Here is a 22,548-nt window from a genome sequence, read left to right as displayed (position 1 = left end):
GGTATGAAGTTAAATGAGGATGCAAAAAAAATCATTGATGAAAGTCCACATAAAGTGGCGTTAGAAGCGACAGTTGCGCAAATTTATGGATTGTTGGAGAAGCAAGCAATGCAACCGACTCAATTACAATGGACAATTTTGATCAACCACGTCAACGAAATGATCAAGCGCTCGATTGCTGGAGAAAAAATGTCTGGCGTTGATCCTGTGATGTTTGAAGAAGTATCGAAAGAGGCGTTAGCAATTGCAGATCAAGTGGTTCAACATATTGGGAATCTGCCACAAGATGAAATGTACGTATTATCGATTCATTTTGAAGCGGCAAGGCAAAACGATAGTTAAGTATGAAGAATTGAAGTTTGACTATCACTATCTAAATAAAAAATGGAGGAATCAACTATGATAACAGTAGTAATCGCAGATCGCTTAGGTAAAGGACAAAATGTTGCAAAAGGTGTAGAGGCCGCAGGAGGCAAAGCCGTTGTTGTGCCAGGAATGGGTGCAGATATGCGTTTAGGAGATGTTATGCAACAAGAAAAGGCAGATTTAGGCATTTCATTTTGTGGAAGCGGAGGAGCTGGTGCCTTGACAGCGGCTACAAAATACGGCTATCCAGAACGTCATGGTATGCGTTCGATCGACGAAGGTGTAACGGCAATAAATGATGGGAAAACAGTTTTAGGTTTTGGTTTTATGGATCAAGAAGAATTAGGCAAACGTATAGTTGAAGCGTATCTGAAAAAGAAAGCGTAACGATTAAACTAGGAGGGAAAACCGAATGGAACAAGTAACGATAAAAAAACGTCAGGTGATTCAGGTTGAAGGAACGGGGAAAGAAAAAAATCTGGCTTTCGCCAGTGCGCTGAATCAAATCCATAATCGTGTACTAAAGGAAAGAGAGGATGTGATCGTTCGAATAGAGCCATTAGATATTCAGATTATCACAGCAGAACAAGAAACTTATACAGAACGCTTTTTCTTTTTCTTTTTACCTCGAGCACGTGCCGATTATCGCGTAATGCTAGATGTGGAAGTGGAGATTACACTGATTGAAACGGACACGATTACATTTGTAGAAAAAAAAGTTGCTGATCCAAATGGTCTTCCTATTTTTTTTGGAAAGAGACAAAAAATGCATAAGGAGGCAAATTAGATGGATGTTTTAGTCGTTTTACTCAAGTCATTACTGATTGGGGGATTGGTTGGATTTGCAGCGGGTGCCGGCGCTGCAAGAATGTTCCACGCACCAACTACACAAGGCCTAGGTGCATTTAGGACATTAGGTGAAATGAATGCATGTGAAGGAGATGCAGCCAGTCATTTTTCATTTGGATTAGGTTTCTTCTTCAATGCTTGGGCATCAACGGTTGGCGCAGGAGCTTTTACACAAGATGTCGATCATCGTGTCATTCCTAACTGGGCTGCAGCCGCTTTATTAGCAAAAAATAAAAATATCGCTGAAACAATGCACAATCCTAAGAAAATGGGGATTTCAGGTGCAATCGTAGGGATGTTGGTGGTGGCATTTTTGAATACGACCGCATCAGCGATTCCAGAGTCTTTACAAGTGACAGCGGTTGCTGTGTTAGTACCAGCAGCGAATCTTTTGATCAACACAGTAATGCCCGTTTTATTCTGGTTGGCGGCAATCGATGCTGGAAAACGCTCTGGACTTTGGGCAACTATTTTTGGGGGTCTTGCGACAATGATTATGGGAAATGCCGTACCAGGTGTTGTATTAGGAATTTTGATTGGTAAGGGAGTCGACGAAATTGGCTGGAATAAAGTAACGAAAAGTATGATGATAGCAGTAATTTTGTTATTTGTCTTTAGTGGTTTTTTCCGTGGATTTGATTTACAAATGATTGAAAGTTTCCGTTTGCAAATTCCAGGTTGGCTGCAAAATGTGCATGATGTTTTTAGTGTTGGCAACTAATCAAGTAGAAAGTGAGGAACTTTGATGGATGAAATAGTAGCGTTAGAAAAAAAGAATTTTTGGTTTGCTGATTGGTCATTTCCAATTTTGGTCGGTTTACTGTCAGCAGGTGTATTTGCTGGAACGCATATGTACATTGAGCATGGTGTGGGGGCATTTAATGAAGTAGCGATCGTTGCGATGTTGAAAGCTGGGATGGATGGTGGCTCATACGGGGCTGCGGCTGCATTCGGCGCAAGCTTCTTGTTTGCACGTATTTTAGAAGGATCATTGGTTGGGATTTTAGATATAGGCGGAGCGATTTTAACGGGAGTTGGGATTGGGGTTCCAGCGATTCTTTTAAGTATGGGAATCACAGCACCTGTTAAAAATTTTGGTCTATCCTTAACGACTGGAATGATCTTAGGGTTGATCATCGGTGGAATCATTATTATGATTCGGAAATTCACTATTAATCAGTCAAATTCTACCTTTGGTGCAGATGTCATGATGGGAGCTGGAAATGCTTCAGGTCGCTTCTTAGGGCCGCTGATCATAATTAGTGCATGTGGTGCGTCAGCGCCAATCGGTATTGGGTCAATTATTGGCGCTGTGATTTTCTATGTATGGAAAAAACCGATAGCAGGTGGTGCAATTTTAGGTGCAATGATCTTTGGTGCACTTTTTCCAGTAGATTTGCCTCGTTAAAACCGATTAAAGTTGCACTTTTCTTTTAAAACCGTTTACATTATAATGTTACCATGTTATTATGAATTGGAAATAATTTGATTTTTTATTCATACTAATTTTTGAATGGAGGACAAAAGAAATGAATGGTTTTGTGCAGTGGATGGAAGTAAAATTGATGCCAATTGCCAATAAATTTGGTTCACAAAGACATATGACGGCGATTAGAAAGGGACTTATTGCAACAATGCCTTTGACAATCGTGGGTGCTTTTTTCACAGTATTTCAGAATATTCCGATTGAGGCTTACATGAAGTTTATCGAGCCTTACCAAGCAGTTTTAGATATTCCGTCACGATATACAATGGGGATTTTAGCTCTATATGCAACGTTTGGGATTGCTTCTTCTCTGGCGACAAGTTATAAGTTAGATTCTTTGACATGTGGGATTTTAGCGGTGATGGCATTTTTAGTCACAGCAGCACCTCCGACACGCGTTTTTGAAGATGTTAAAAATGTGATCGGTGCTGGACGCTATATCAATTTAGCTAATATAGGGTCAGCTTCTTTATTTGGGGCTATTGTTACTGCACTTGTTTCTGTGGAAATTTATCGTTTCTTTATCCAAAAGAACATCACAATCAAAATGCCGGACGGTGTTCCGCCAGAAGTGTCGAATTCATTTATCGCATTGATTCCTGGTGCAGTGATTTTATTATTATTTTGGGTGATTCGTCATGTTATCGGTTTTGACTTAAATGGTTTTTTGAGTACGTTATTGATGCCGTTAAAAGACACCTTAGCAGGAAACAGTTTGCTTGGCGGATTACTTACAGTCTTCTTGATTTGTTTCTTCTGGGTTTTAGGGATTCATGGACCAGCAATCATGGGACCGGTTATCAGACCTTTTTGGGATATGTCGATTGCTGAAAATACCCTTGCTTTCCAAGAAGGTGCATCGGTTCATAGCTTGCCGAATATCTTTACGGAACAATTTTTACAGTGGTTTATCTGGATCGGTGGAGCCGGTACTACTTTAGCATTAGTCGTTTTAATGATGTTTTCCAAATCAACCTACTTGAAAAGTTTAGGACGCTTGTCCTTCTTACCGGGATTATTTAATATTAATGAACCAGTGATTTTTGGGACACCTATCGTAATGAACCCGATTTTGGGGATTCCATTTATCGTTGCACCATTGATCACAACGACATTTTCTTATTTCTTAACGGTGACAAATGTGATTCCAATGATGGCGGCACGTTTACCGTTTGCGATACCTGCGCCAGTTGCTGCTTGGATGAGTACAAACTGGAGTGCCCCAGCAGCACTATTAGTCTGTGTCAATTTCGTAATTACTTTGGCGATTTATTATCCATTCTTCAAAGTATACGAAAAACAACAGTTAGACAAAGAAGCAGAGGAATTAGCAGCTGAAAAGAAAGCGAAAACAGTTGCATAAGTAAGAAATAAGAAAGGGAGGGTAGTAACGTTACTATCCTCTTTGGTGATTAAGATCATGTTCATTTGGTTTAGTATATTTTTTATTTTTAGTCAAGTCATGATTGAAAAAAACTGGTTACCTGCAAAATTTACAGGGTTACGGTTGTTGCAGTTATGTCTTGTATCAATTGGGTTGATTTTGTTCTCCATCCTAGTTGGAGTTTTCGTTAGACAGCCTCTATTTATAGTAGGGAGCGTAACTATTTTATGCAGTTCAGTTATTTCTTGGAAATACAGACATAAATTCGATCATATAAAGTGAGGGCAAAATGAATGAAACGAGCATTAGGAATATCCGTTTATCCAGATCATAGTGATATAGAAAAAGACAAAGCGTATTTAAAAAAAGCAAGTGAATGTGGATTTTCACGAATCTTCATGAGTATGTTAGAGGTAACGCAAGGCAAAGAAGTGGTAAAAGAAACATTCAAATCATTGATCACTTATGCAAAAGAATTAGGGTATGAAACGATTTTAGATGTGGCGCCAACTATTTTTGATGAGTTGCAAATTTCATATGATGATTTAACTTTTTTTGATGAAACTGGTGCTGATGGTATTCGTTTGGATGTTGGATTTGATGGAAACAAAGAAGCAAAATTGACTTTTAATCCGTTTGAATTAGCAATTGAGCTGAATATGAGTAACGATGTAGCGTACTTAGACAATATTTTGACTTATGAAGCCAATGTCCCATTTCTTTACGGATGCCACAATTTTTATCCGCAAGAAGGAACAGCATTACCGTATGATTTCTTTGAGCGTTGTAGCATTCGTTTTAAAAAACATGGGATTCGTACAGCGGCATTTATCAATTCTCAAGTAGGTGAGATTGGTCCATGGGATGTCAATGATGGGTTACCAACCTTAGAAATGCATCGACATTTACCAGTCGACATCCAAACAAAACATTTATTTGCGACGGGATTGATTGATGATGTAATTATTGGAAATGCGTATGCATCAGATGAAGAATTAGAATTATTAGGTAGTTTAAATCGTTATCAGTTAGAATTGGCTATCGAATTTACAAAAGATGTCAGCGCGATTGAAAAAGAAATTACGTTGAAGGAACAGCACTTCCGTCGTGGTGACATCACAGACCAAGTAGTTCGTTCAACCGAAGTTCGTAAAAAATACAAAAATAAAGCCAATCCAGCACATGACAATGTACAAACCTTTCAAATTGGCGATGTAGTCATTGGGAATGATGCTTTTGGAAAATACAAAAATGAACTGCAGATTGTTTTACAGCCACATTCAGATGAGCGTAAAAATAAAGTAGGGAAAATAACAGAAAAAGAATTATTGTTGTTGGCGTTTGTAAAACCCTGGACTAAATTTAGATTTAAAGAAAAGTAGGGGATAAAATGAGTTACGATTTAATCATAAAGAACGGGAAAACTATTAAAGGAAATCCAGTAGAAATAGCAATCAATGCTGGAAAAATTGCAAAAGTTTCAGAGAAAATTGATGCGAACGGTAAAGAACTGATCGAGTTAGAGCAAGGGACTTACGTATCAGCTGGCTGGATCGATGATCATGTACATTGTTTTGAGAAGATGACGTTATATTACGATTTTCCTGATGAAATTGGTGTCAAAAAAGGTATAACGACATTAATTGATGCGGGTACGACAGGTGCAGAAAATATCCATGAATTCTACGACTTAGCAAAACAAGCAAAAACAAATGTCTATGCGTTAATCAATATTTCAAAATGGGGGATTGTTGAACAAGATGAACTGGCTGATTTAAGCAAAGTCAAAGAAGAATTAGTGCATAATGCATTAGCTGAATTACCTGGTTTTGTGGTAGGGATCAAAGCTCGTATGAGCAAAACGGTGATTGGAGAAAATGGTATTACTCCTTTAGAAATGGCTAAGAATATTCAAAAAGAAAATAATCATTTGCCGTTAATGGTTCACATTGGATCTGCGCCTCCGGAACTAGAAGAAATTTTAGCTCATATGTCAAAAGGAGATGTTTTGACCCACTGTTTCAATGGGAAATCGAACGGAATAGTCAATAAAGAAACCAATCAAATCAAAGATTTTGCTTGGGCTGCTTATGATAAAGGGATTGTATTTGATATCGGTCATGGGACAGATAGTTTTAATTTCCATGTCGCAGAAACAGCTTTAAGAGAAGGAATGAAGGCAACGTCTATCAGTACAGACATTTATATTCGAAATCGAGAAAATGGACCAGTGTATGATTTAGCGACGACAATGGAGAAATTGCGCGTAGTAGGGTATGAATGGTCTGAAATTATTGAGAAAGTTACTGTAACGCCTGCTGAAAATTTCCAGTTGGCTACAAAAGGACATCTGAAAGAAGGGTATGATGGTGATATCACGATTTTTAAGATTGAAGCAGGGCAGAAAATAGTGACTGATTCAAATGGATTTACTAGAGAAACAAAAGAATTGATCAAACCTGTAAAAACCATTATTGGAGGAACAGTTTATGACAATTAGCTACGAAAAATTCAAGTTAAAAGAAGTCATCAATGCGTCAGGCAGAATGACAATCTTAGGCGTGTCAAAAGTGTCAGAGAATGTCTTAGCTGCTCAAAAGTTCGGTGGCGAACATTTCTTTGAAATGAGTGAATTAAGTATTCAAACAGGTGCCTATTTAGCGAAATTATTAAAGGTCGAAGATGCTCAAGTCGTGTCTTGCGCTTCTGCTGGTATTGCGCAAAGTGTGGCGGCTTTGATCGGGGAAGGTTCTGTCTATCATGCTTATCATCCGTACACAGAGAAGGTAACGAAACGTGAAATCATCCTGCCTAAAGGGCACAATGTAGACTACGGCACGCCCGTTGAAGTAATGGTCCAACAAGGTGGCGGTCAAGTAGTGGAAGCAGGGTATGCAAATATGTGCTCGTCAGAACACATCGAAATGATGATCACGGACCAAACTGCCGCGATTCTATACATCAAGAGCCATCATACGGTTCAAAAAAGTATGCTAAGTGTGGCAGAAGCCGCAACGGTAGCCCAAAAGCACAAGCTACCACTAATCATAGATGCGGCAGCAGAAGAAGATCTCTTCAAATACATCAAGGCTGGCGCAGACCTAGTGATTTACAGCGGAGCGAAAGCCATCGAAGGCCCAAGCGCAGGACTTGTGATTGGGAAAAAAGAGTACATCGAATGGATTCGTCTGCAAGGTAAAGGCATTGGCCGTGCAATGAAAATCGGTAAAGAGAATATTTTAGGGTTCACCCAAGCCGTTGAAGAGTATGTAAAAAATGGTAGTGAAACAGGAGCGTCGATACGAGCACGGTTGGCGCCATTTATTGAAAAATTGAACACTATCCCAAACCTTGAAGCCAAAGTCGTTCAAGACGGCGCTGGAAGAGATATTTACCGTGCCAGTATCAAAGTCAGTGGGCCAAAATCAGCTAAAGAGGTCATTCAAGAACTAAAAGCGAAAAGTCCAGCAATTTACACCCGTGAATACCAAGCAAATAACGGCATTATCGAATTCGATATCCGTTCAGTGAATGAAGCGGAAATGAATAAGATCACGAAAAGACTACAAGAAATGATGAATTAAAGGAGAGAATCAATTATGACATTAACACCCAACTATTTAGAAGACCGTATTTGCCTAAACGTCCTAGCCAACTCAGTAGAAAATGCGAAAGACTGTTACGAAGCAGCAGAGGGACACATTGTTTTAGGCGTATTATCTAAAAACTATCCAACAGACGAAGCGGCGATCGAAGACATGAAAAAATACGCCGCAGAAACCAACAACGCATTGTCTGTCGGCTTAGGAGCTGGTGATCCAAACCAAAGCCAAATGGTGTCAAGAATTTCAAAAGACTTACAACCTCAACACGTCAACCAGGTTTTTACAGGTGTTGGCACATCTCGTGCTTTATTAGGGCAAAATGAAACGATCGTAAACGGCTTAGTGTCTCCAACGGGCAAAGTCGGCATCGTCAATATCGCTACAGGGTCATTAAGTTCACAAGCACCAGCGGGAGAAGTGACGATCGAAACAGCCATTCGCTTATTACAAGACATGGGAGGCAGCTCGATCAAATTCTTCCCGATGAAAGGCTTAGCGCATATCAAAGAATACAAAGCAGTCGCTGAAGCTTGTGCGAAATACGACTTCTATTTAGAACCAACTGGTGGTATTGATTTAGAAAACTTTGAAGAAATCGTACAAATCGCAGTGGAAGCAGGAGTGAAGAAAATCATTCCTCATGTGTATAGCTCGATCATCGACTCAGCGACTGGTGATACTAAACCAGAAGATGTGAAAACCTTGCTTGGGATGATGAAAAACACTTTGGGCAAATAAAAACTGAGCTAGATAAAAAATAAAAGCAGAACAAGCTCGTTCAGGACTGACAAAACAATAGACAAGAGTTCTCTTTTTTTCGAAGTCCTAGCTTGAAAAGCTAGAAATAGGCAGGGGTCAGAAATGAGAATTGCAGCTTTTGGTGAAATAATGATGCGCCTAACTCCACCAGAATATTTGATGCTGGAGCAAACCAAAGAATTACGTTTAGACTTTACAGGGACAGGTGTCAATATTTTAAGCAATCTTGCGCATTTTGGGTGTCAAACAAGCTTACTGACAAACCTACCTGATAATCGTTTAGGTGAAGCCGCTAAAGCGCGTGTTCGTCAGTTAGGTATTCAAGATCATTGGATTGGCGTATATGGAGATCACATAGGCTCTTACTTTGCTGAAATGGGTTTTGGACCAAGACCGACTCAAGTAACCTATCAAAATCGCCGAAATAGTTCATTTGGTGTGAGTGGAGCTTCTAATTATGAGTTCGATGCATTTTTAGCTGAAGTTGATTTAGTCCATATTTGTGGTATAGCATTGAGTTTAACTGAAAAAACGCGTGAGGCGGCATTTATGTTAGCTGAAAAGGCACATGCTTTAGGAAAAAAAGTTTGTTTTGATTTTAATTTTCGCCCCAGTTTAAACGAAGCTCATGGTGTTTTATTTATGAAGGAACAATATGAAAAAATGTTACCGTATTGTGACGTGGTTTTTGGCAGTCAGCGGGATTTGACTGACTTGTTAGGAATGGAATTGGCTAAAACGTTAGACGCCTCTAAACAATTTGAAGTATTGGTTCAACAGTTTATGACGGACTACCAGATTGAATATTTTGCTGGAACGATTCGTCAAGGTGAAGGGTACAAACATTATTTAACAGGTTTTTTATTTGATTCAGAAAAACAAGTCAAAGCAGCACCAAGAGAAATCGTTCGTTTAGATCGAATCGGTGCTGGAGATGGATACGCTGCCGGAATTTTGCTTGGCATCAGTGAAGGATGGTCATTATTAGAAACAGTAGAATTTGCTACTGCTAATGGTGTTTTAGCACATACGATCCAAGGAGATGTGCCACTTACAACTAGAAAACAGGTAAAACATCTAATGGAACAGCCGACAGTGGATCTGATTCGGTAGGAGAATGAGTAGAATGAAATAGTGTAAATGCGTTTATACTACTTTCGTTCTACTCTTTTTTTCATTATAATGAAGATAAGCAATGATTTTAGCGAAACCATTTACGTGATGCAGATAAATTGGTATGCTAAGGAAGCGGAGCTATTATGCAATACGTTATTTTTTATATAAAAAAGTCTGTTTAGAGGAGGAGATCGACATGACCGATGAAAATATTTGGAAAGCGCTAGACGATGATGTTTTGAAAGATAGTATTCGAAAACGACCAGGTATGTACATTGGTGGGATTGGTCAAACTGGCTTGGAAAGCATGGTCTTGCAAGTACTAGATCATTTATTGTACTTAGCAGTTGATCTAAAGCAGGCAGAACTTTCGATAGAACTTTCTAATACCCAATTTATTTTTTCTTTTTTCAGTAAAAAAGGGTTATTTTTAGATAAAATTCCAGAAGAACAGTACACCCCCCCGTATCTTTTTCTATCTGTAGTCAATGCCTTATCAGAACAGCTTGGTTTTGGTGTAGAGAAATTAGGCAAACGTACGATTCAAATTTATCAAAATGGGCAGTTGAACAAAAAAGCGTTGATTCCATCAGAAGACGAGGGACAACGGATCGAACTAGCTTTTACACCCGATGAACTGCTATTTGGCAATAAACCATTGTCTTATTTTATTTTATTCAATCGATGTCAAGAACTGGCGATGCTAAACAGTGGGTTGACCATTTCGTTGACTGACGGAAAAAAACAGAAAAACTTTTTCCATTATGAACAAGGACTTGTGGAATACATTTTTCAAAAGGATGATAGCATCACAAGAGGCGGTCAACCATTGATTATCAACACGATCAGTGAAGGGGTTTTGATTCAAGCCGTTATCTCCAAGAATGGCTCTACGAGCATTAAAGACAGTTTTGTCAACGGTCATTTACCATCTGATGGTGGCACACATCTTGAAGGGTTCATCCAAGGAACGGTAGATGCAATCAATCAATTTCTAGAAGAAACGAATCGTTTAAAGTATTTAACGATCGATAATTTTCCAGAACGCTATGACATGGTTCTTTCCGTCAGAGTCAAACGCCCTAGATACACTGGGGCCATCAAAAAGAAAATTAGAAATCCTGAGCTTTACAAAATTGTGAAAGAAGCTGTTTTTACTGAAGTATCAATCTTTTTAAAACGGCATCCGGCGTGGTACTTAAATTAAACGAATGGCTCATCATTGAAAGGTGCGGCGGTTATGAAAATTTTTATTGATGGTGATGGTTCACCAGTAAAAGAGACAACAATTGAAGTTGCACTAGCTTATTCGATCGACGTTGTCATTGTGACGAGTATCGATCATTATTCTTTAAAAGAGTATCCTCAAAATGTTTCTTTTGTCTATGTAGATAAAGGAGCTGATGCAGCAGATTATAAGATTGTTCAGTTGATTAAAATGGGTGATGTTTTAGTAACACAAGATTATGGGCTAGCTTCATTAGTTTTGCCGAAAGGTGCTCGAGTGATGCATCAATTAGGATATGAATATACAGGAGAAAATATGGACGGATTACTGGAACAACGTTATTTTAGTGCGAAAGTACGAAAAAGTGGTGGCCGTACGAAAGGGCCGAAAGCATTCACACAGGCAGATCGTGAAAAATTCAAAGCCAATCTTGTTGAGCTGATCAACGGATACATAGAATAGCAGGAAAAATACTCATCTTATTCGAAAGAACAAGAAAAAAAAATTCTTTGATTTCGTGATTTGTTTCTATTCGGACTAACGCTTTTATGCTAAAATATGAAAGAACTATTTTCAATTTATTTATTGGACGCAACAACCGTGTTAATTGAAGTTGAATATGTCCTTTTTACGTAAGAATATTTAGCATCAAGAGCTAGCCTTTGGGAAAAAAGAGAAAAACTGAATGCTACAAAAAAACTTCAGACATATATTCTTTTTCAAGGCAAAACGGGCTCTTTCAGCTTTAAAATTATCTAGCTTTACAGGCTAGCTCTTCGGAAAAAAGAGAAAATCTGATTGTGGCGAAAAGCACCACCTTCTTATTTTCCAATCAGAGCTACCAAGTCTGTTTAGCTTCAAAAATTAGGAGGAAAAGCATTTGAAGATTACATTGTTATATGGTGGTAGAAGTGAGGAACATGATGTTTCTATATTATCTGCCTATTCTGTTTTAAATGCGATCTACTATAATTATTATGAAGTTCAATTGGTTTTTATTAGTAAAGAGGGAGAATGGGTCAAAGGACCACTTCTATCAGAGAAGCCAGAAAGTCCAGATGTCCTGAAGCTAAATTGGTCTGAAAAAGGCGAAACAGATAAGTGGGGAGAATACAATGGACGTGTGATTTTACCGTGTGAAATCCAAGAAGAAGAGACGATTGTTTTCCCAGTGTTACATGGACCAAACGGTGAAGATGGGACGATTCAAGGCTTTCTAGAAACGATTGGTATGCCATATGTAGGAGCTGGCGTTTTAGCAAGTGCGAATGCAATGGACAAAATCATGACAAAATATCTACTGCAAACGGCAGGAATTCCTCAAGTGCCATTTGTTCCTGTCCTAAGAAGTGATTGGAAAGAAAATCCTAAAAAAGTCTTTGAACAGTGTGAAGGTTCATTGATTTATCCCGTTTTTGTTAAACCAGCTAACATGGGCTCAAGTGTAGGGATCAGCAAAGCTGAAAACCGTGAAGAACTACAAAATGCGTTGGAAGAAGCGTATCGTTATGATTCCAGAGCAATCGTCGAGCAAGGAATCGAGGCTCGTGAGATCGAGGTAGCGATTTTAGGTAATGAAGATGTTCGAACGACCTTGCCTGGTGAAATCGTCAAAGATGTTGATTTTTATGATTACAATTCTAAATACATCGACAATCAAATCACGATGCAAATTCCAGCTGAAGTGCCGGATGAAGTGCATCAAAAAGCACAAGAATTTGCTAAAAAAGCGTATACTATTTTAGATGGTAGTGGGTTAAGTCGATGCGATTTCTTTTTGACTAGTAAAAATGAATTATTTTTAAACGAATTAAATACGATGCCTGGTTTTACTGAGTTTAGTATGTATCCCTTGTTATGGGAAAATATGGGCTTAAAATACAGTGATTTGATCGAAGAATTAATTCAATTAGCTTTAAATCGTTTCAAACAAAGACAAAGTTTTTACGAAAGATAACACACCAAAAAAGGGAGGAGACAAAACATTGGAAGTTTTGTTTCAGCCCTTTTATGTATGAGTTCAATCTAAGTAGAAGCCTTGAATGGTGAAGAAACTATAGTTTACGTTTAAAAAGGAGAGAAACCGATGAAATTAACTTTTTGGGAAGCCGCTGAAGCGACAAAAGCTACGAATGATTGGCAACAATGGTCAGATTTTGAATTGACTGGAATTGAATTTGACAGCAGATTAATAACCCAAGGCAATCTTTTTGTTCCACTAAAAGGTGAAAATGATGGTCATTCCTTCGTTACCAGTGCAATAGATAACGGAGCAAAAGCTGCTTTTTGGAGTTCTTTAGAAACGGCGCCAGAACAATTTCCGATTTTAAAAGTCACAGATACCTTGAAAGCCATGCAAGACCTAGCTGCTTACTATCTAAAGAAAATGAAGCCTACGGTGATTGCGATTACGGGGAGCAATGGTAAAACCACGACCAAAGATATGACAGAAGCTGTTCTGGCTCAACAGTTCAAGACATATAAAACGCAAGGCAATTATAATAATGATATCGGGTTACCGTACACTATTTTACATATGCCAGATGAAACAGAAAAACTGATTCTAGAGATGGGCATGGATCATGCAAATGAAATCGATTTTCTATCAAGGTTAGCCCAGCCAGATGTGGCTGCAATTACAATGATTGGCGAGGCGCATATTGAAAATCTCGGTTCAAGAGCAGGGATCGCAAAAGCGAAAATGGAAATCACTGCAGGACTTGCAGGTAAAGGCTTGTTAATTATTCCAGCAGAGGAACCCTTACTAGTACCGTTAACAGTAGGATTCACTCAAACAATCCAAACATTTGGTTTGGAACAAGCGGATTGCAAAGCAGCAATTGTTGAAGCACAAAAAGACTATACATCGTTTAAGATCAACGGCTCAAACACTGTATTTACTATTCCTGTTCCAGGCAAATATAACGTTGGAAATGCATTGATTGCTATTTGTATCGGGCAATGGTTTGATATGGCGGAAGAAAAAATCCAAGCAGGTTTGGCTGATTTTCAATTAACCAAAAATCGGACCGAATGGTTGAAAAGTAAGACAGGGATCGAGATTTTAAGCGATGTTTATAACGCCAACCCAACAGCAATGAACTTAGTATTAGACAGTTTTAGCCAGATGCCTACACAAGGAAAACGAGTGGCAGTATTAGGTGATATGCTTGAATTAGGGCCAGATTCTGCAGCAATGCATATGTCTGTGAACGAGCATTTGGATCCAAACGAAATTACAGAAGTTGTCCTGTATGGCGCTGAAATGCGTGCCTTATATGATACACTTGCAAAAAAATATCAAAAAAAACAGCTTCATTACTTCAAAAAAGAAGAAAAAGAAGCATTGACAACTACGTTAAAATCAATTCTTGAACCCAAAGATATGGTCGTATTGAAAGCAAGCAATGGCATGGGATTAAAGGAAGTCGTGTCAAAACTTATTAAAATTTAGCAAGCTTTCATAAAACTTGCTGAAAATGTAAAACTATGCTAGAATAACCTATTGCCGAAAGATCGAAGTAGATAAAACGAAAGTACCTATTGAAGATACTTTTCTATCATATAAAGATTAAAAAAGCTGAACGAACTCGTTTGGCTTTTCTAGTGCCTGTAGCTTCATAAGGTGGATTTTTCGGTAACACTAATGAGAAAATAAACGAAACCTATGTAGAAGGTTTATTGACTCCATGAACATTTTCAAAATTAGTGAAAGTCAAATCACCTGTAACATCAATTTTAGAAGAATCTATTTCTTCTGCAACAAACACTATTTAGGAGGATATCATTTGAAATTTAAAGAACTAGGTTTAGAAACAGATTTATTAGCAGCAATCGAGCGCTCAGGATTTGAAGAAGCAACACCGATTCAGGAGGAAACAATCCCTCTAGCATTGCAAGGAAAAGACGTCATTGGACAAGCACAAACAGGAACTGGTAAAACAGCTGCTTTTGGGTTACCAATGTTACAAAAAATCGATACAAGCAAACGTATGTTGCAAGGAATCGTGATTGCACCAACTCGTGAGTTAGCAATCCAAACACAAGAAGAGTTATATCGTTTAGGCCGCGATAAAAAAATCCGTGTACAAGCCGTTTACGGTGGAGCAGATATCGGCCGTCAAATTCGTGGATTAAAAGAAAATCCACATGTTGTTGTCGGAACACCTGGACGTTTATTGGATCATATCAATCGTCGTACTCTAAAACTAGATACAATTGAAACGTTAGTTTTAGATGAAGCAGATGAAATGTTGAATATGGGATTCTTAGAAGATATCGAAAAAATCATCTCAAAAATTCCATCAACTCGTCAAACATTGCTATTTTCAGCAACAATGCCGCCAGCTATTAAAAATATCGGCGTGAAATTCATGAAAGAACCAGAACACGTGAAGATCAAAGCAAAAGAAATGACTGCTGATTTGATCGATCAATATTACGTACGTTCAAAAGATTTCGAAAAATTCGATGTAATGACGCGCTTATTAGACGTTCAAACACCAGAATTGACAATCGTATTTGGTCGTACAAAACGTCGTGTAGATGAATTAGCTCGTGGTTTAGAAGCGCGCGGATACAAAGCTGAAGGAATCCATGGTGATTTATCACAACAAAAACGTATGAGCGTTTTACGTTCATTTAAAAATGGAAACTTAGATATTTTAGTTGCGACAGACGTAGCAGCTCGTGGACTAGATATTTCAGGTGTTACGCATGTTTACAACTACGATATTCCACAAGATCCAGAGAGTTATGTTCACCGTATCGGCCGTACAGGTCGTGCTGGTAAAGGCGGAATGTCAGTAACTTTTGTGACACCAAACGAAATGGGTTACTTACATGTTATCGAAGAATTAACGAAAAAACGTATGACACCGTTACGTCCACCAAATGAACAAGAAGCCTTTAAAGGACAATTAGGTGCAGCAATCGAAACGGTTGAAGAAAAAATGGCAGAAAATGGTCTAGAAAATTATTTGCCTGCAGCTAAAGACCTTTTAGAAAAATATTCTGCTGAAGATTTAGCAGCATTATTACTAAAAACTATTTCTAAAGATCCATCAGATGCTGTGCCGGTAAAAATTACACCAGAGCGTCCATTACCATCAACTAAAAAAGGCTTCAACAAAAATAATCGTAGCGGTGGCGGTGGCAACAGCCGTAATCGTAATAAAAATGGCGGTGGCGGTTACCGTGGAAACAAAAATAACAAAGGTACTGGCGGCAGCGGAAACGGCGGCGGCTATAATAAGAGCAAAGACAATCGTTCAGCAAAACGTCACAACGATAAAAAACGTAGCTTTGTTATTAGAGATAACTCAAATTAATAAATTCAAAAAAAGTATAAATAAAAATAATCAACGTTCAATTTAACTGTTTATTGGATTTTAAGAGGGTAGAACAAAGCTTAAATGCTCTGTTCTACCCTCTTTTATTGAATTCTAGCTTTAAGAGCTAACACTGCATGTTATTTCAATGTTAATAGTCCCTAAAAAGTTGTGGTTCTGAGGATTAAAGAAGTTTGAAAAAAGAAAAAAATAGGAGTGGTAAAAAGAATCATAGTCAACTTTTCCTGTTTTTTTGGTAGTGAGGAGCGAGCTCTTTCAGCTTTTTATTAATTTTTACATTATTATGTGGAAAAATTGCTAAAATTTGATAGAATAAGAGTAATTTATAAAATAAAAAAAGAGGGCTCGGAAGAATGATTAAAGGAATTGGTATAGATATGGTAGAACTCTCAAGAATTGAAAAAATTATCGAAAACAAAACGTCCTTTGTAAGAAGAGTTTTGACTAATGATGAGCTCGCTCTTTTTCAAACATTACCTCATAAACGTCAAGTAGAGTTTTTAGCAGGTAGATTTGCTTGCAAAGAAGCTTTTTCTAAGGCGTGGGGGACAGGGATTGGAAGTGTTGGGTTAAAGGATGTTGAAGTGTTAAAAGAAGAGAATGGTGCGCCAAAAGTTACTAAATCTCCTCATGAAGGCAATGTATTTGTTTCAATTTCTCATACAGACACTTTTGCGGTTGCCCAAATCATTTTGGAAGTTGTATAAAGTGAAGCTGGATTTATCTATTAAATTTGAATAAAGGTTATGACAATGCGTTTGATCAGGTTTTGTTTCGACCTTAAAAGAAAGAAGGACACATATGGCTGTAGGATGGCATCGTCCCACAAAGTTAGTGATCGATACACAAGCAATTAAAGAAAATGTTGGCAACGAAGTAAAACGAATGCCGCAAGGAACAGAATTATTTGCAGTAGTTAAAGCAAATGGCTATGGTCATGGAGCTGTTCAAACGGCCAGAGCGGCTATTGAGGGAGGCGCTACGGGATTTTGTGTAGCAATCTTAGATGAAGCGATAGAACTGCGTGAAGCAGGCATTACAGAACCAATACTGATTTTAAGTGTCGTTGACGTTTCTTACATAGACTTGCTGTTGAAATATGATTTATCTGTCACGGTAGCAACTCAAGAATGGTTGGAACAAGCGATTGAGCAATTGAAGTATATAGAAACACCAACACCATTGAAAATACATATAAAAGTGGATACAGGCATGGGGCGCATTGGATTTACTACGCCAGAAGCGGTAAAGCAAACAGTTGATTTAGTTCGATCAACAAATGTGCTTATTTGGGAAGGATTATTTACCCATTTTTCTACAGCAGATGAAAAAGATATACGCTATTTTGAAAAACAAACACATCGTTTTCAAACAATTTTGGCAGTACTTGTTGACTTACCAAAATATGTTCATGTTAGCAATAGTGCGACAGCTTTGTGGCATCCTGAAAATGTGGGAAATATGATTCGTTTTGGTATAGCAATGTATGGATTGAATCCGTCGGGACATGCGTTACCAGAAACTTACCCATTAAAACCCGCACTGAGTTTGGTTTCAAAACTGATTCAGGTCAAAGAACTTTCAGCTGGAGAAGGAATTGGTTACGGTAATACCTATACCACAACCGAAAAGGAATGGATCGGCACAGTACCAATTGGTTATGCAGATGGTTGGCTGCGTCATCTACAGGGCTTTTCAGTGTTAGTGAATGGTGAGCGATGTGAAATCGTTGGTAGGATTTGTATGGATCAATGCATGATTCGTTTGCCAAAGCAAACAGCAATAGGGACGCAAGTTACATTGATTGGGCACGATCATGGAGAAGAGATTACGATGCAAATGGTCGCAGATAAACTAGAAACGATCCATTATGAAGTAGCATGCACATTTTCTGAACGTATGCCAAGGGAGTATAAATAGAATAGGAGGTTTAAAATGGTCAAAAGGGGTGACATATATTTTGCAGACTTATCCCCTGTTGTAGGATCGGAACAAGGGGGAGTACGTCCAGTACTAGTCATACAAAATAATTTAGGCAATCATTTTAGCCCAACGATCATTGTCGCTGCAATCACAGCGAAGATGGCTAAGCCAAAATTACCAACACATATAGGGATTAATTCTGAAGAAACTGGAATCGAACGTGATTCGGTCATTTTACTAGAGCAGATCCGTACTATTGATAAAATACGTTTGAAAGAAAAAGTTTGCCATTTAGGTATAGAAATCATGGACTCTGTTGACCGCGCGTTAGGTGTTAGTGTAGGGATCGTAGAAGCAGAGCTAGAAGAAGAAAATCTTGGTACATATCGCTAAATGTATTAGGTATTTTAATGGAGAACATAGGACATATCCTGTTTTGTTAATGTCGGGATAGTCATGTAGGACATTGTAATTCTAAAAAGAATCACCTTGTTTTTTACTTATACATTGTTATTTTTTGTTATTTGTTACTAAATACTAAAAATACTAATATCAGCAGCTGGAAACGAAAAATCAATCAATTAGAATCAATTTCCTTTATCTTAAATACTAAAAAAATAATAATTTGACATAATTGTTTCGTCTTGTATTAACGTTTTTTTGCATTATTATAAAAAAACGTTGGCAATGAGGGTGCGTAATGTTACAATAAACTATATATAATTGGGTGGAAAGTGGATAACTTTCAAAAAATAGATATAGTTAGTGTTTTTTTATTAAGGGTAAAGGAGTTTATATTTGATGACGATTTTCATGTTTGTATTAGTAGTAATACTGTTTCTTATTTTCAGTTATCAGCTGTATGTACGATTTCAACTGGAGACCTTAGATTCTGATAGTCCAAAAATGAAGCGCAAGATCAATTTTTATAAGTATCAAGAGAATAATCGCTCATTACTATTTTTGATGATTGGCGCTCTTGTTTTTTGCTTAGTACTCTTTGGGATACTTTATAATCAAGATGCTTTAAGAAAAGATAATAAAAATTTAGAGTTGAAGATTGACGAGATCAAAGACGCCAGAGGAGGAGCTTCTGGCGCTGAAATTGAGAGTTATAAAGAAAATGCGTTGAAATTGACCGAATTTCCTTGGAGAAAAGTGGTAGAAAGCAGAGATGCTCAAGCACTTGATAATTATGAACTTCAACTTCTAAGAGATTGGCAGCCCTTTTTTGGAGAAGCGAATGTGGCGATCATGATTAGTCAAAAAACGGAAACATTGACCGTGTCAGTTTTTCCAACAGCATTGACATTTAGTGATTTCCAAACAGCTGAAAAAAATATTGAAACCTTTATCAAAGAGTTACAGCCAGTAAAAGAGATAACAATGATTGATTTTAACTTTACATATCGAGATCAAACGAACAAGCTATCTAAAAAATCAATCGTTTATACAAGAGGAACTACAGACAGTAACTTAGAAAAAATAGTATTAGACAAGTAGAGTAGAGAAATAAAAGACGAGGTGTAAACACATGGCAAAGAGACGGTTAATTAAAAAAATTAACGAGGTTTCCGATGACGAATTAACACAAGAAGTAGATTTTAATTCGGTAGAAGAAAAACAACTAAATTCAGTAACGACGAACACTAATAGCAACTTACTAGCGGAACAAGAACAAGAGATTACACGCTTAAGAGAATTGATCAAAGAATACAGATTGCAAGAATCTGAATTCGAACAAAATAAAGAAGAAAATTTCCGACTATCTCAACAGAATAAGCAATTAGTTTTAAAGGTTGAAAATAGCCAAGAAGAACTTGAATCATTAAAAGAGAAAAATGACGATTTAGCGACACAGCTCAATCAAAAAGAAACAGAGATTTTTGAGCTGGAAGATGCAAATGAGACTGCGGATTCTACAGAAGAAATTACTCGTTTAAACGCACAAATCGAAGAATTAGAAAAAGAAAATAGTCGTAAGCAAGAACAAATTGCATACTTAGAAACAGCGCTTGTTGAGAAAGATAAAGCGTTGGAAACTCAAATTTTCGAAAAAGAAAAAGAAATACAACAATTACAAGCTGATTTAAGTGCCCGAGGAACAATCGGAGAAAAACAAGAAGCATTGGAGACGGTGAAGATGGAACTAGAATCATTGAATGAAAAACTTCAAACTACGGATAAAGAAAATCAAGAATTGACACAAAAACTTGCTGATCTTCAAGAACAAATGCGCCGTTTACAACAAGAAAACCAAGAATTAAAAGACAAGGAAATCACTTTAGCAACAGATAGTGATGTTTCTGTTGACAACAGTCGCGTGGATGAATTGAAAAAAGAATTGGAAACAGTTCTAAAAGAAAAAAGCGAGTTGGAAACAAGTCTAGGGCGTATCCAAGGGTTGAATGATAAATATTCTATCCAAAAAAATGTCTTTGAATCCGAATTAGCTGGTTTAAGAACGATTTACAAAGAAAAAGAAGAAGAATTAGAAACCTTAAATGCTGAACTTGAAACAATGCGTAGCATGTCTGCAACTGGAGAAGCGACAGGGAACCAATTAGCTGAACTATTGCAAGCAAAACAACAAATCAATGATTTATTGTTGAAAAATCAATCCTTACAAGAAGAGGCGTTGAAATCACAACAAGAGATCGGTGAAGTAATGGTTTCAGCCAAGAAAGAAGCAAATCGCATTATCAGTGAAGCGCAAGTTGAAGCGAAACACATGGTCAACTCAGCAGAACTTGAAATGTTGAATATTGGCAACCGTGCGAAAAATATTTCAAATGAAGTAGAAGAATCTAAAAATGAAGTAATGACGATTTACCGTGAATTAGAGGAACGTTTAAGCAAACTATCACGTTTGGATAAATCTGGAAACTAAACAATCACAAAACGAATGAAGGGAAGAACAATATGAAAAAACAAATCAATAAAAAAAATTCTATTCTGTTGATTTTTTCTGCAATATTGTTTAGTACTGTTATTTACTTTATGTCTAGTTCAATGGTTTTAGGAGCCTCAGCAGGTGGCGGTATGGAATCTGTACCAGTAACAGCAGACGGTGGAACAGCAATTGCGCCGCCCCCAACACCTGTAGTTCCACAAGCGGAACCAAAGAAAGAAACGACATCTGAAAATACCGTTGCTGAAGACAAGGAAAAAGAGGCACCTAAAGAAGTCTATATTGTAAAAAACGGTCAGACTTTATGGGAAATTGCTCAAGATTCAGGCTTATCGATCCAAACATTAATGAATAAAAATCAGCTTAGTAGTAGCATCATTGTTGAGGGACAGGAATTAGTATTCGATCAATAGTAAGCTTTAGGTGGGTGGAGCAAAACTTTTTAGAGTTTTGCCTCGCTCACTTTTTTCAATTTAAGAGTAGTCCTATTGTTGGGTTTTTATATGGAAAAATACATAGCAGTCTGTTATTCTTAACTAAGAGTATTAATTGGTATGATTGAGGTGCATCATGGATGAAATAAAAGAACGTTTTGAACGACTGATACGACAATTAAAAAGACAATTTAATAAAAACAAAAAAACAAAAAATAAAAGTAAAAACAAGAATAGAAAACATCCCCAGCCAGGACTAAAAAAGAAACGTCCTCGCCCTACAGAACAAGTGGAACCTAAAAGTGAAAAACCAAGAGTAAGACCAAGGCCAAAAGAAGAAATAGTCGGAATTTCAAAACCAATCAATAAAAAGAGGAAAAAGAGAAAGTTAACGAAAGAAGAAATTGAAAGACTAAGAAAGAAAAAAAGACAAGATAGTATCATTGAAATCATCAAGTTCATGTTACCCGTTGTAGTATTTGCAATCTTTGTTTTCTTCTTTATTTTAAATACTTCACCTCATATGGTTGATGGGGATTCAATGAAACCGACATTGCTAAATGGTGATCGGGTCATTGTACGTCGAACAAAAGAGCCTAGAAGATACGAAATCATCACATTTAAACCACCCGTAAAAAGCGAGTTTCAGTATGTGAAACGTGTCATCGGTATGCCAGGAGACTTAGTTTGGACTGAAGGTAGTGATTTATTTATTAATCATCAAGCGGAATCGTTACCAAAAGTTTCGGAATTATCTGCCGCAAGTGAACTGCCTGATGGAACAATCAAAGTCAATCTCTCTGAAGACAGTTTGGACCAGATGTCAAAATTGAAAAAAATTCCTAAAGGACATTATTTTGTATTAGGAGACAATCGAAATAATTCCAGTGATAGCAGAACATTTGGTTTAGTTGATGGTCTTGCAATCGAAGGAGTTGTTTCCTTTAGATTTGCACCGTTTAATAATGTCGGTTGGATAAAATAAAAAAAACGATAATATTTTATCGTTTTTTTATTTTCATTATTATAAAGAAAAAATATGATTTTGGTTGATGATTATCGTTATTAAAATAAATAAAAAGAAACAGAAATAAAATTTTTTTATTGCAATTTAATTACTATTCTCATTAAATTTA

At 37.3% G+C, this 22,548-nt stretch carries 23 protein-coding genes; all 23 read left to right on the top strand.

What is annotated here, in order from left to right; all coding sequences use genetic code 11:
• The first annotated feature begins 3 nt into the window (after positions 1-3).
• The 23 genes from IGJ34_RS13090 to lepB all read left to right on the top strand — a co-directional run bounded on the left by IGJ34_RS13090 (position 4) and on the right by lepB (position 22,397).
• Positions 4-342, top strand: coding sequence for a PRD domain-containing protein (locus IGJ34_RS13090; protein ID WP_069653626.1), 339 nt, complete (start codon positions 4-6; stop codon positions 340-342).
• A 57-nt stretch (positions 343-399) separates the two neighbouring features.
• Positions 400-753 carry a glycine-rich SFCGS family protein gene (locus tag IGJ34_RS13085; protein ID WP_111247627.1) on the top strand — a complete coding sequence of 118 codons (354 nt, stop codon included), beginning with the start codon at positions 400-402 and terminating at the stop codon, positions 751-753.
• A gap of 25 nt (positions 754-778) precedes the next feature.
• Positions 779-1,153 (top strand): DUF4312 family protein, encoded by a 375-nt coding sequence (locus IGJ34_RS13080; RefSeq protein ID WP_430597628.1) that lies wholly within the window; start codon positions 779-781, stop codon positions 1,151-1,153.
• The gene (locus tag IGJ34_RS13075) at positions 1,154-1,936 is read left to right on the top strand and encodes a DUF4311 domain-containing protein (RefSeq protein WP_430597627.1); all 783 of its coding nucleotides are present in this window, start codon (positions 1,154-1,156) and stop codon (positions 1,934-1,936) included.
• Positions 1,937-1,960: 24 nt separating this feature from the next.
• Positions 1,961-2,623 (top strand): DUF4310 family protein, encoded by a 663-nt coding sequence (locus tag IGJ34_RS13070; protein WP_430597626.1) that lies wholly within the window; start codon positions 1,961-1,963, stop codon positions 2,621-2,623.
• A gap of 121 nt (positions 2,624-2,744) precedes the next feature.
• Positions 2,745-4,064, top strand: coding sequence for a PTS sugar transporter subunit IIC (locus IGJ34_RS13065; RefSeq protein WP_430597625.1), 1,320 nt, complete (start codon positions 2,745-2,747; stop codon positions 4,062-4,064).
• A gap of 314 nt (positions 4,065-4,378) precedes the next feature.
• Positions 4,379-5,467: a DUF871 domain-containing protein gene (locus IGJ34_RS13060; protein WP_430597624.1), complete on the top strand. Its 1,089-nt coding sequence runs from the start codon at positions 4,379-4,381 to the stop codon at positions 5,465-5,467.
• Between the two features lie 8 nt (positions 5,468-5,475).
• Positions 5,476-6,585, top strand: a complete 1,110-nt coding sequence (locus IGJ34_RS13055) for an amidohydrolase/deacetylase family metallohydrolase (protein WP_430597623.1) — start codon at positions 5,476-5,478, stop codon at positions 6,583-6,585.
• Entirely contained in the window at positions 6,575-7,669 is a 1,095-nt protein-coding gene (locus tag IGJ34_RS13050) for a DgaE family pyridoxal phosphate-dependent ammonia lyase (RefSeq protein ID WP_430597622.1), read from the top strand. The genes IGJ34_RS13055 and IGJ34_RS13050 overlap by 11 nt, the downstream gene beginning before the upstream one ends.
• Before the next feature lie 15 nt (positions 7,670-7,684).
• Entirely contained in the window at positions 7,685-8,428 is a 744-nt protein-coding gene (dagF, locus tag IGJ34_RS13045) for a 2-dehydro-3-deoxy-phosphogluconate aldolase (RefSeq protein ID WP_430597621.1), read from the top strand.
• A 123-nt stretch (positions 8,429-8,551) separates the two neighbouring features.
• On the top strand, positions 8,552-9,562 hold the full coding sequence (locus IGJ34_RS13040) for a sugar kinase (RefSeq protein ID WP_430597620.1): 1,011 nt from the start codon (positions 8,552-8,554) through the stop codon (positions 9,560-9,562).
• A gap of 199 nt (positions 9,563-9,761) precedes the next feature.
• Entirely contained in the window at positions 9,762-10,772 is a 1,011-nt protein-coding gene (locus IGJ34_RS13035; protein ID WP_111247638.1) for a hypothetical protein, read from the top strand.
• A gap of 33 nt (positions 10,773-10,805) precedes the next feature.
• Positions 10,806-11,255, top strand: coding sequence for a YaiI/YqxD family protein (locus IGJ34_RS13030; RefSeq protein ID WP_430597619.1), 450 nt, complete (start codon positions 10,806-10,808; stop codon positions 11,253-11,255).
• A gap of 418 nt (positions 11,256-11,673) precedes the next feature.
• Complete coding sequence (locus IGJ34_RS13025; RefSeq protein ID WP_069653639.1) at positions 11,674-12,750, top strand: D-alanine--D-alanine ligase; 1,077 nt, start codon at positions 11,674-11,676, stop codon at positions 12,748-12,750.
• A gap of 129 nt (positions 12,751-12,879) precedes the next feature.
• On the top strand, positions 12,880-14,247 hold the full coding sequence (locus IGJ34_RS13020) for a UDP-N-acetylmuramoyl-tripeptide--D-alanyl-D-alanine ligase (RefSeq protein WP_069653640.1): 1,368 nt from the start codon (positions 12,880-12,882) through the stop codon (positions 14,245-14,247).
• Positions 14,248-14,581: 334 nt separating this feature from the next.
• Positions 14,582-16,123 carry a degradosome RNA helicase CshA gene (cshA, locus tag IGJ34_RS13015; RefSeq protein WP_069653641.1) on the top strand — a complete coding sequence of 514 codons (1,542 nt, stop codon included), beginning with the start codon at positions 14,582-14,584 and terminating at the stop codon, positions 16,121-16,123.
• 374 nt (positions 16,124-16,497) lie between these two features.
• A complete protein-coding gene (acpS, locus tag IGJ34_RS13010; protein WP_069653642.1) occupies positions 16,498-16,851 on the top strand; it encodes a holo-ACP synthase in 354 nt (117 codons plus the stop codon).
• Positions 16,852-16,945: 94 nt separating this feature from the next.
• The gene (alr, locus tag IGJ34_RS13005; protein ID WP_430597618.1) at positions 16,946-18,064 is read left to right on the top strand and encodes an alanine racemase; all 1,119 of its coding nucleotides are present in this window, start codon (positions 16,946-16,948) and stop codon (positions 18,062-18,064) included.
• 15 nt (positions 18,065-18,079) lie between these two features.
• A complete protein-coding gene (locus IGJ34_RS13000) occupies positions 18,080-18,460 on the top strand; it encodes a type II toxin-antitoxin system PemK/MazF family toxin (RefSeq protein ID WP_069653644.1) in 381 nt (126 codons plus the stop codon).
• Positions 18,461-18,868: 408 nt separating this feature from the next.
• Positions 18,869-19,570, top strand: a complete 702-nt coding sequence (locus IGJ34_RS12995) for a hypothetical protein (RefSeq protein WP_069653645.1) — start codon at positions 18,869-18,871, stop codon at positions 19,568-19,570.
• A gap of 31 nt (positions 19,571-19,601) precedes the next feature.
• The gene (locus IGJ34_RS12990; protein WP_430597617.1) at positions 19,602-20,957 is read left to right on the top strand and encodes a hypothetical protein; all 1,356 of its coding nucleotides are present in this window, start codon (positions 19,602-19,604) and stop codon (positions 20,955-20,957) included.
• 32 nt (positions 20,958-20,989) lie between these two features.
• The gene (locus tag IGJ34_RS12985; RefSeq protein ID WP_206836227.1) at positions 20,990-21,391 is read left to right on the top strand and encodes a LysM peptidoglycan-binding domain-containing protein; all 402 of its coding nucleotides are present in this window, start codon (positions 20,990-20,992) and stop codon (positions 21,389-21,391) included.
• Positions 21,392-21,548: 157 nt separating this feature from the next.
• Entirely contained in the window at positions 21,549-22,397 is an 849-nt protein-coding gene (lepB, locus tag IGJ34_RS12980; RefSeq protein WP_430597616.1) for a signal peptidase I, read from the top strand.
• Positions 22,398-22,548 lie beyond the last annotated feature (151 nt).

The sequence above is a fragment of the Enterococcus sp. AZ177 genome (assembly GCF_050544585.1).
GTDB classification, from domain to species: domain Bacteria; phylum Bacillota; class Bacilli; order Lactobacillales; family Enterococcaceae; genus Enterococcus_L; species Enterococcus_L plantarum.
This window is presented reverse-complemented; position numbering and strand designations above follow the sequence as displayed.

What these genes read in the sequence shown, in the direction of transcription:
- acpS (WP_069653642.1), top strand. Translation starts at nt 16,498, where the DNA reads ATGATTAAAGGAATTGGTATAGATATGGTAGAACTCTCAAGAATTGAA.
- IGJ34_RS13090 (WP_069653626.1), top strand. Translation starts at nt 4, where the DNA reads ATGAAGTTAAATGAGGATGCAAAAAAAATCATTGATGAAAGTCCACAT.
- IGJ34_RS13035 (WP_111247638.1), top strand. Translation starts at nt 9,762, where the DNA reads ATGACCGATGAAAATATTTGGAAAGCGCTAGACGATGATGTTTTGAAA.
- IGJ34_RS13065 (WP_430597625.1), top strand. Translation starts at nt 2,745, where the DNA reads ATGAATGGTTTTGTGCAGTGGATGGAAGTAAAATTGATGCCAATTGCC.
- dagF (WP_430597621.1), top strand. Translation starts at nt 7,685, where the DNA reads ATGACATTAACACCCAACTATTTAGAAGACCGTATTTGCCTAAACGTC.
- IGJ34_RS13075 (WP_430597627.1), top strand. Translation starts at nt 1,154, where the DNA reads ATGGATGTTTTAGTCGTTTTACTCAAGTCATTACTGATTGGGGGATTG.
- IGJ34_RS13000 (WP_069653644.1), top strand. Translation starts at nt 18,080, where the DNA reads ATGGTCAAAAGGGGTGACATATATTTTGCAGACTTATCCCCTGTTGTA.
- IGJ34_RS12985 (WP_206836227.1), top strand. Translation starts at nt 20,990, where the DNA reads ATGAAAAAACAAATCAATAAAAAAAATTCTATTCTGTTGATTTTTTCT.
- IGJ34_RS13040 (WP_430597620.1), top strand. Translation starts at nt 8,552, where the DNA reads ATGAGAATTGCAGCTTTTGGTGAAATAATGATGCGCCTAACTCCACCA.
- alr (WP_430597618.1), top strand. Translation starts at nt 16,946, where the DNA reads ATGGCTGTAGGATGGCATCGTCCCACAAAGTTAGTGATCGATACACAA.
- IGJ34_RS12990 (WP_430597617.1), top strand. Translation starts at nt 19,602, where the DNA reads ATGGCAAAGAGACGGTTAATTAAAAAAATTAACGAGGTTTCCGATGAC.
- IGJ34_RS13085 (WP_111247627.1), top strand. Translation starts at nt 400, where the DNA reads ATGATAACAGTAGTAATCGCAGATCGCTTAGGTAAAGGACAAAATGTT.
- IGJ34_RS13030 (WP_430597619.1), top strand. Translation starts at nt 10,806, where the DNA reads ATGAAAATTTTTATTGATGGTGATGGTTCACCAGTAAAAGAGACAACA.
- IGJ34_RS12995 (WP_069653645.1), top strand. Translation starts at nt 18,869, where the DNA reads ATGACGATTTTCATGTTTGTATTAGTAGTAATACTGTTTCTTATTTTC.
- IGJ34_RS13080 (WP_430597628.1), top strand. Translation starts at nt 779, where the DNA reads ATGGAACAAGTAACGATAAAAAAACGTCAGGTGATTCAGGTTGAAGGA.
- IGJ34_RS13055 (WP_430597623.1), top strand. Translation starts at nt 5,476, where the DNA reads ATGAGTTACGATTTAATCATAAAGAACGGGAAAACTATTAAAGGAAAT.
- IGJ34_RS13050 (WP_430597622.1), top strand. Translation starts at nt 6,575, where the DNA reads ATGACAATTAGCTACGAAAAATTCAAGTTAAAAGAAGTCATCAATGCG.
- IGJ34_RS13060 (WP_430597624.1), top strand. Translation starts at nt 4,379, where the DNA reads ATGAAACGAGCATTAGGAATATCCGTTTATCCAGATCATAGTGATATA.
- lepB (WP_430597616.1), top strand. Translation starts at nt 21,549, where the DNA reads ATGGATGAAATAAAAGAACGTTTTGAACGACTGATACGACAATTAAAA.
- IGJ34_RS13020 (WP_069653640.1), top strand. Translation starts at nt 12,880, where the DNA reads ATGAAATTAACTTTTTGGGAAGCCGCTGAAGCGACAAAAGCTACGAAT.
- IGJ34_RS13070 (WP_430597626.1), top strand. Translation starts at nt 1,961, where the DNA reads ATGGATGAAATAGTAGCGTTAGAAAAAAAGAATTTTTGGTTTGCTGAT.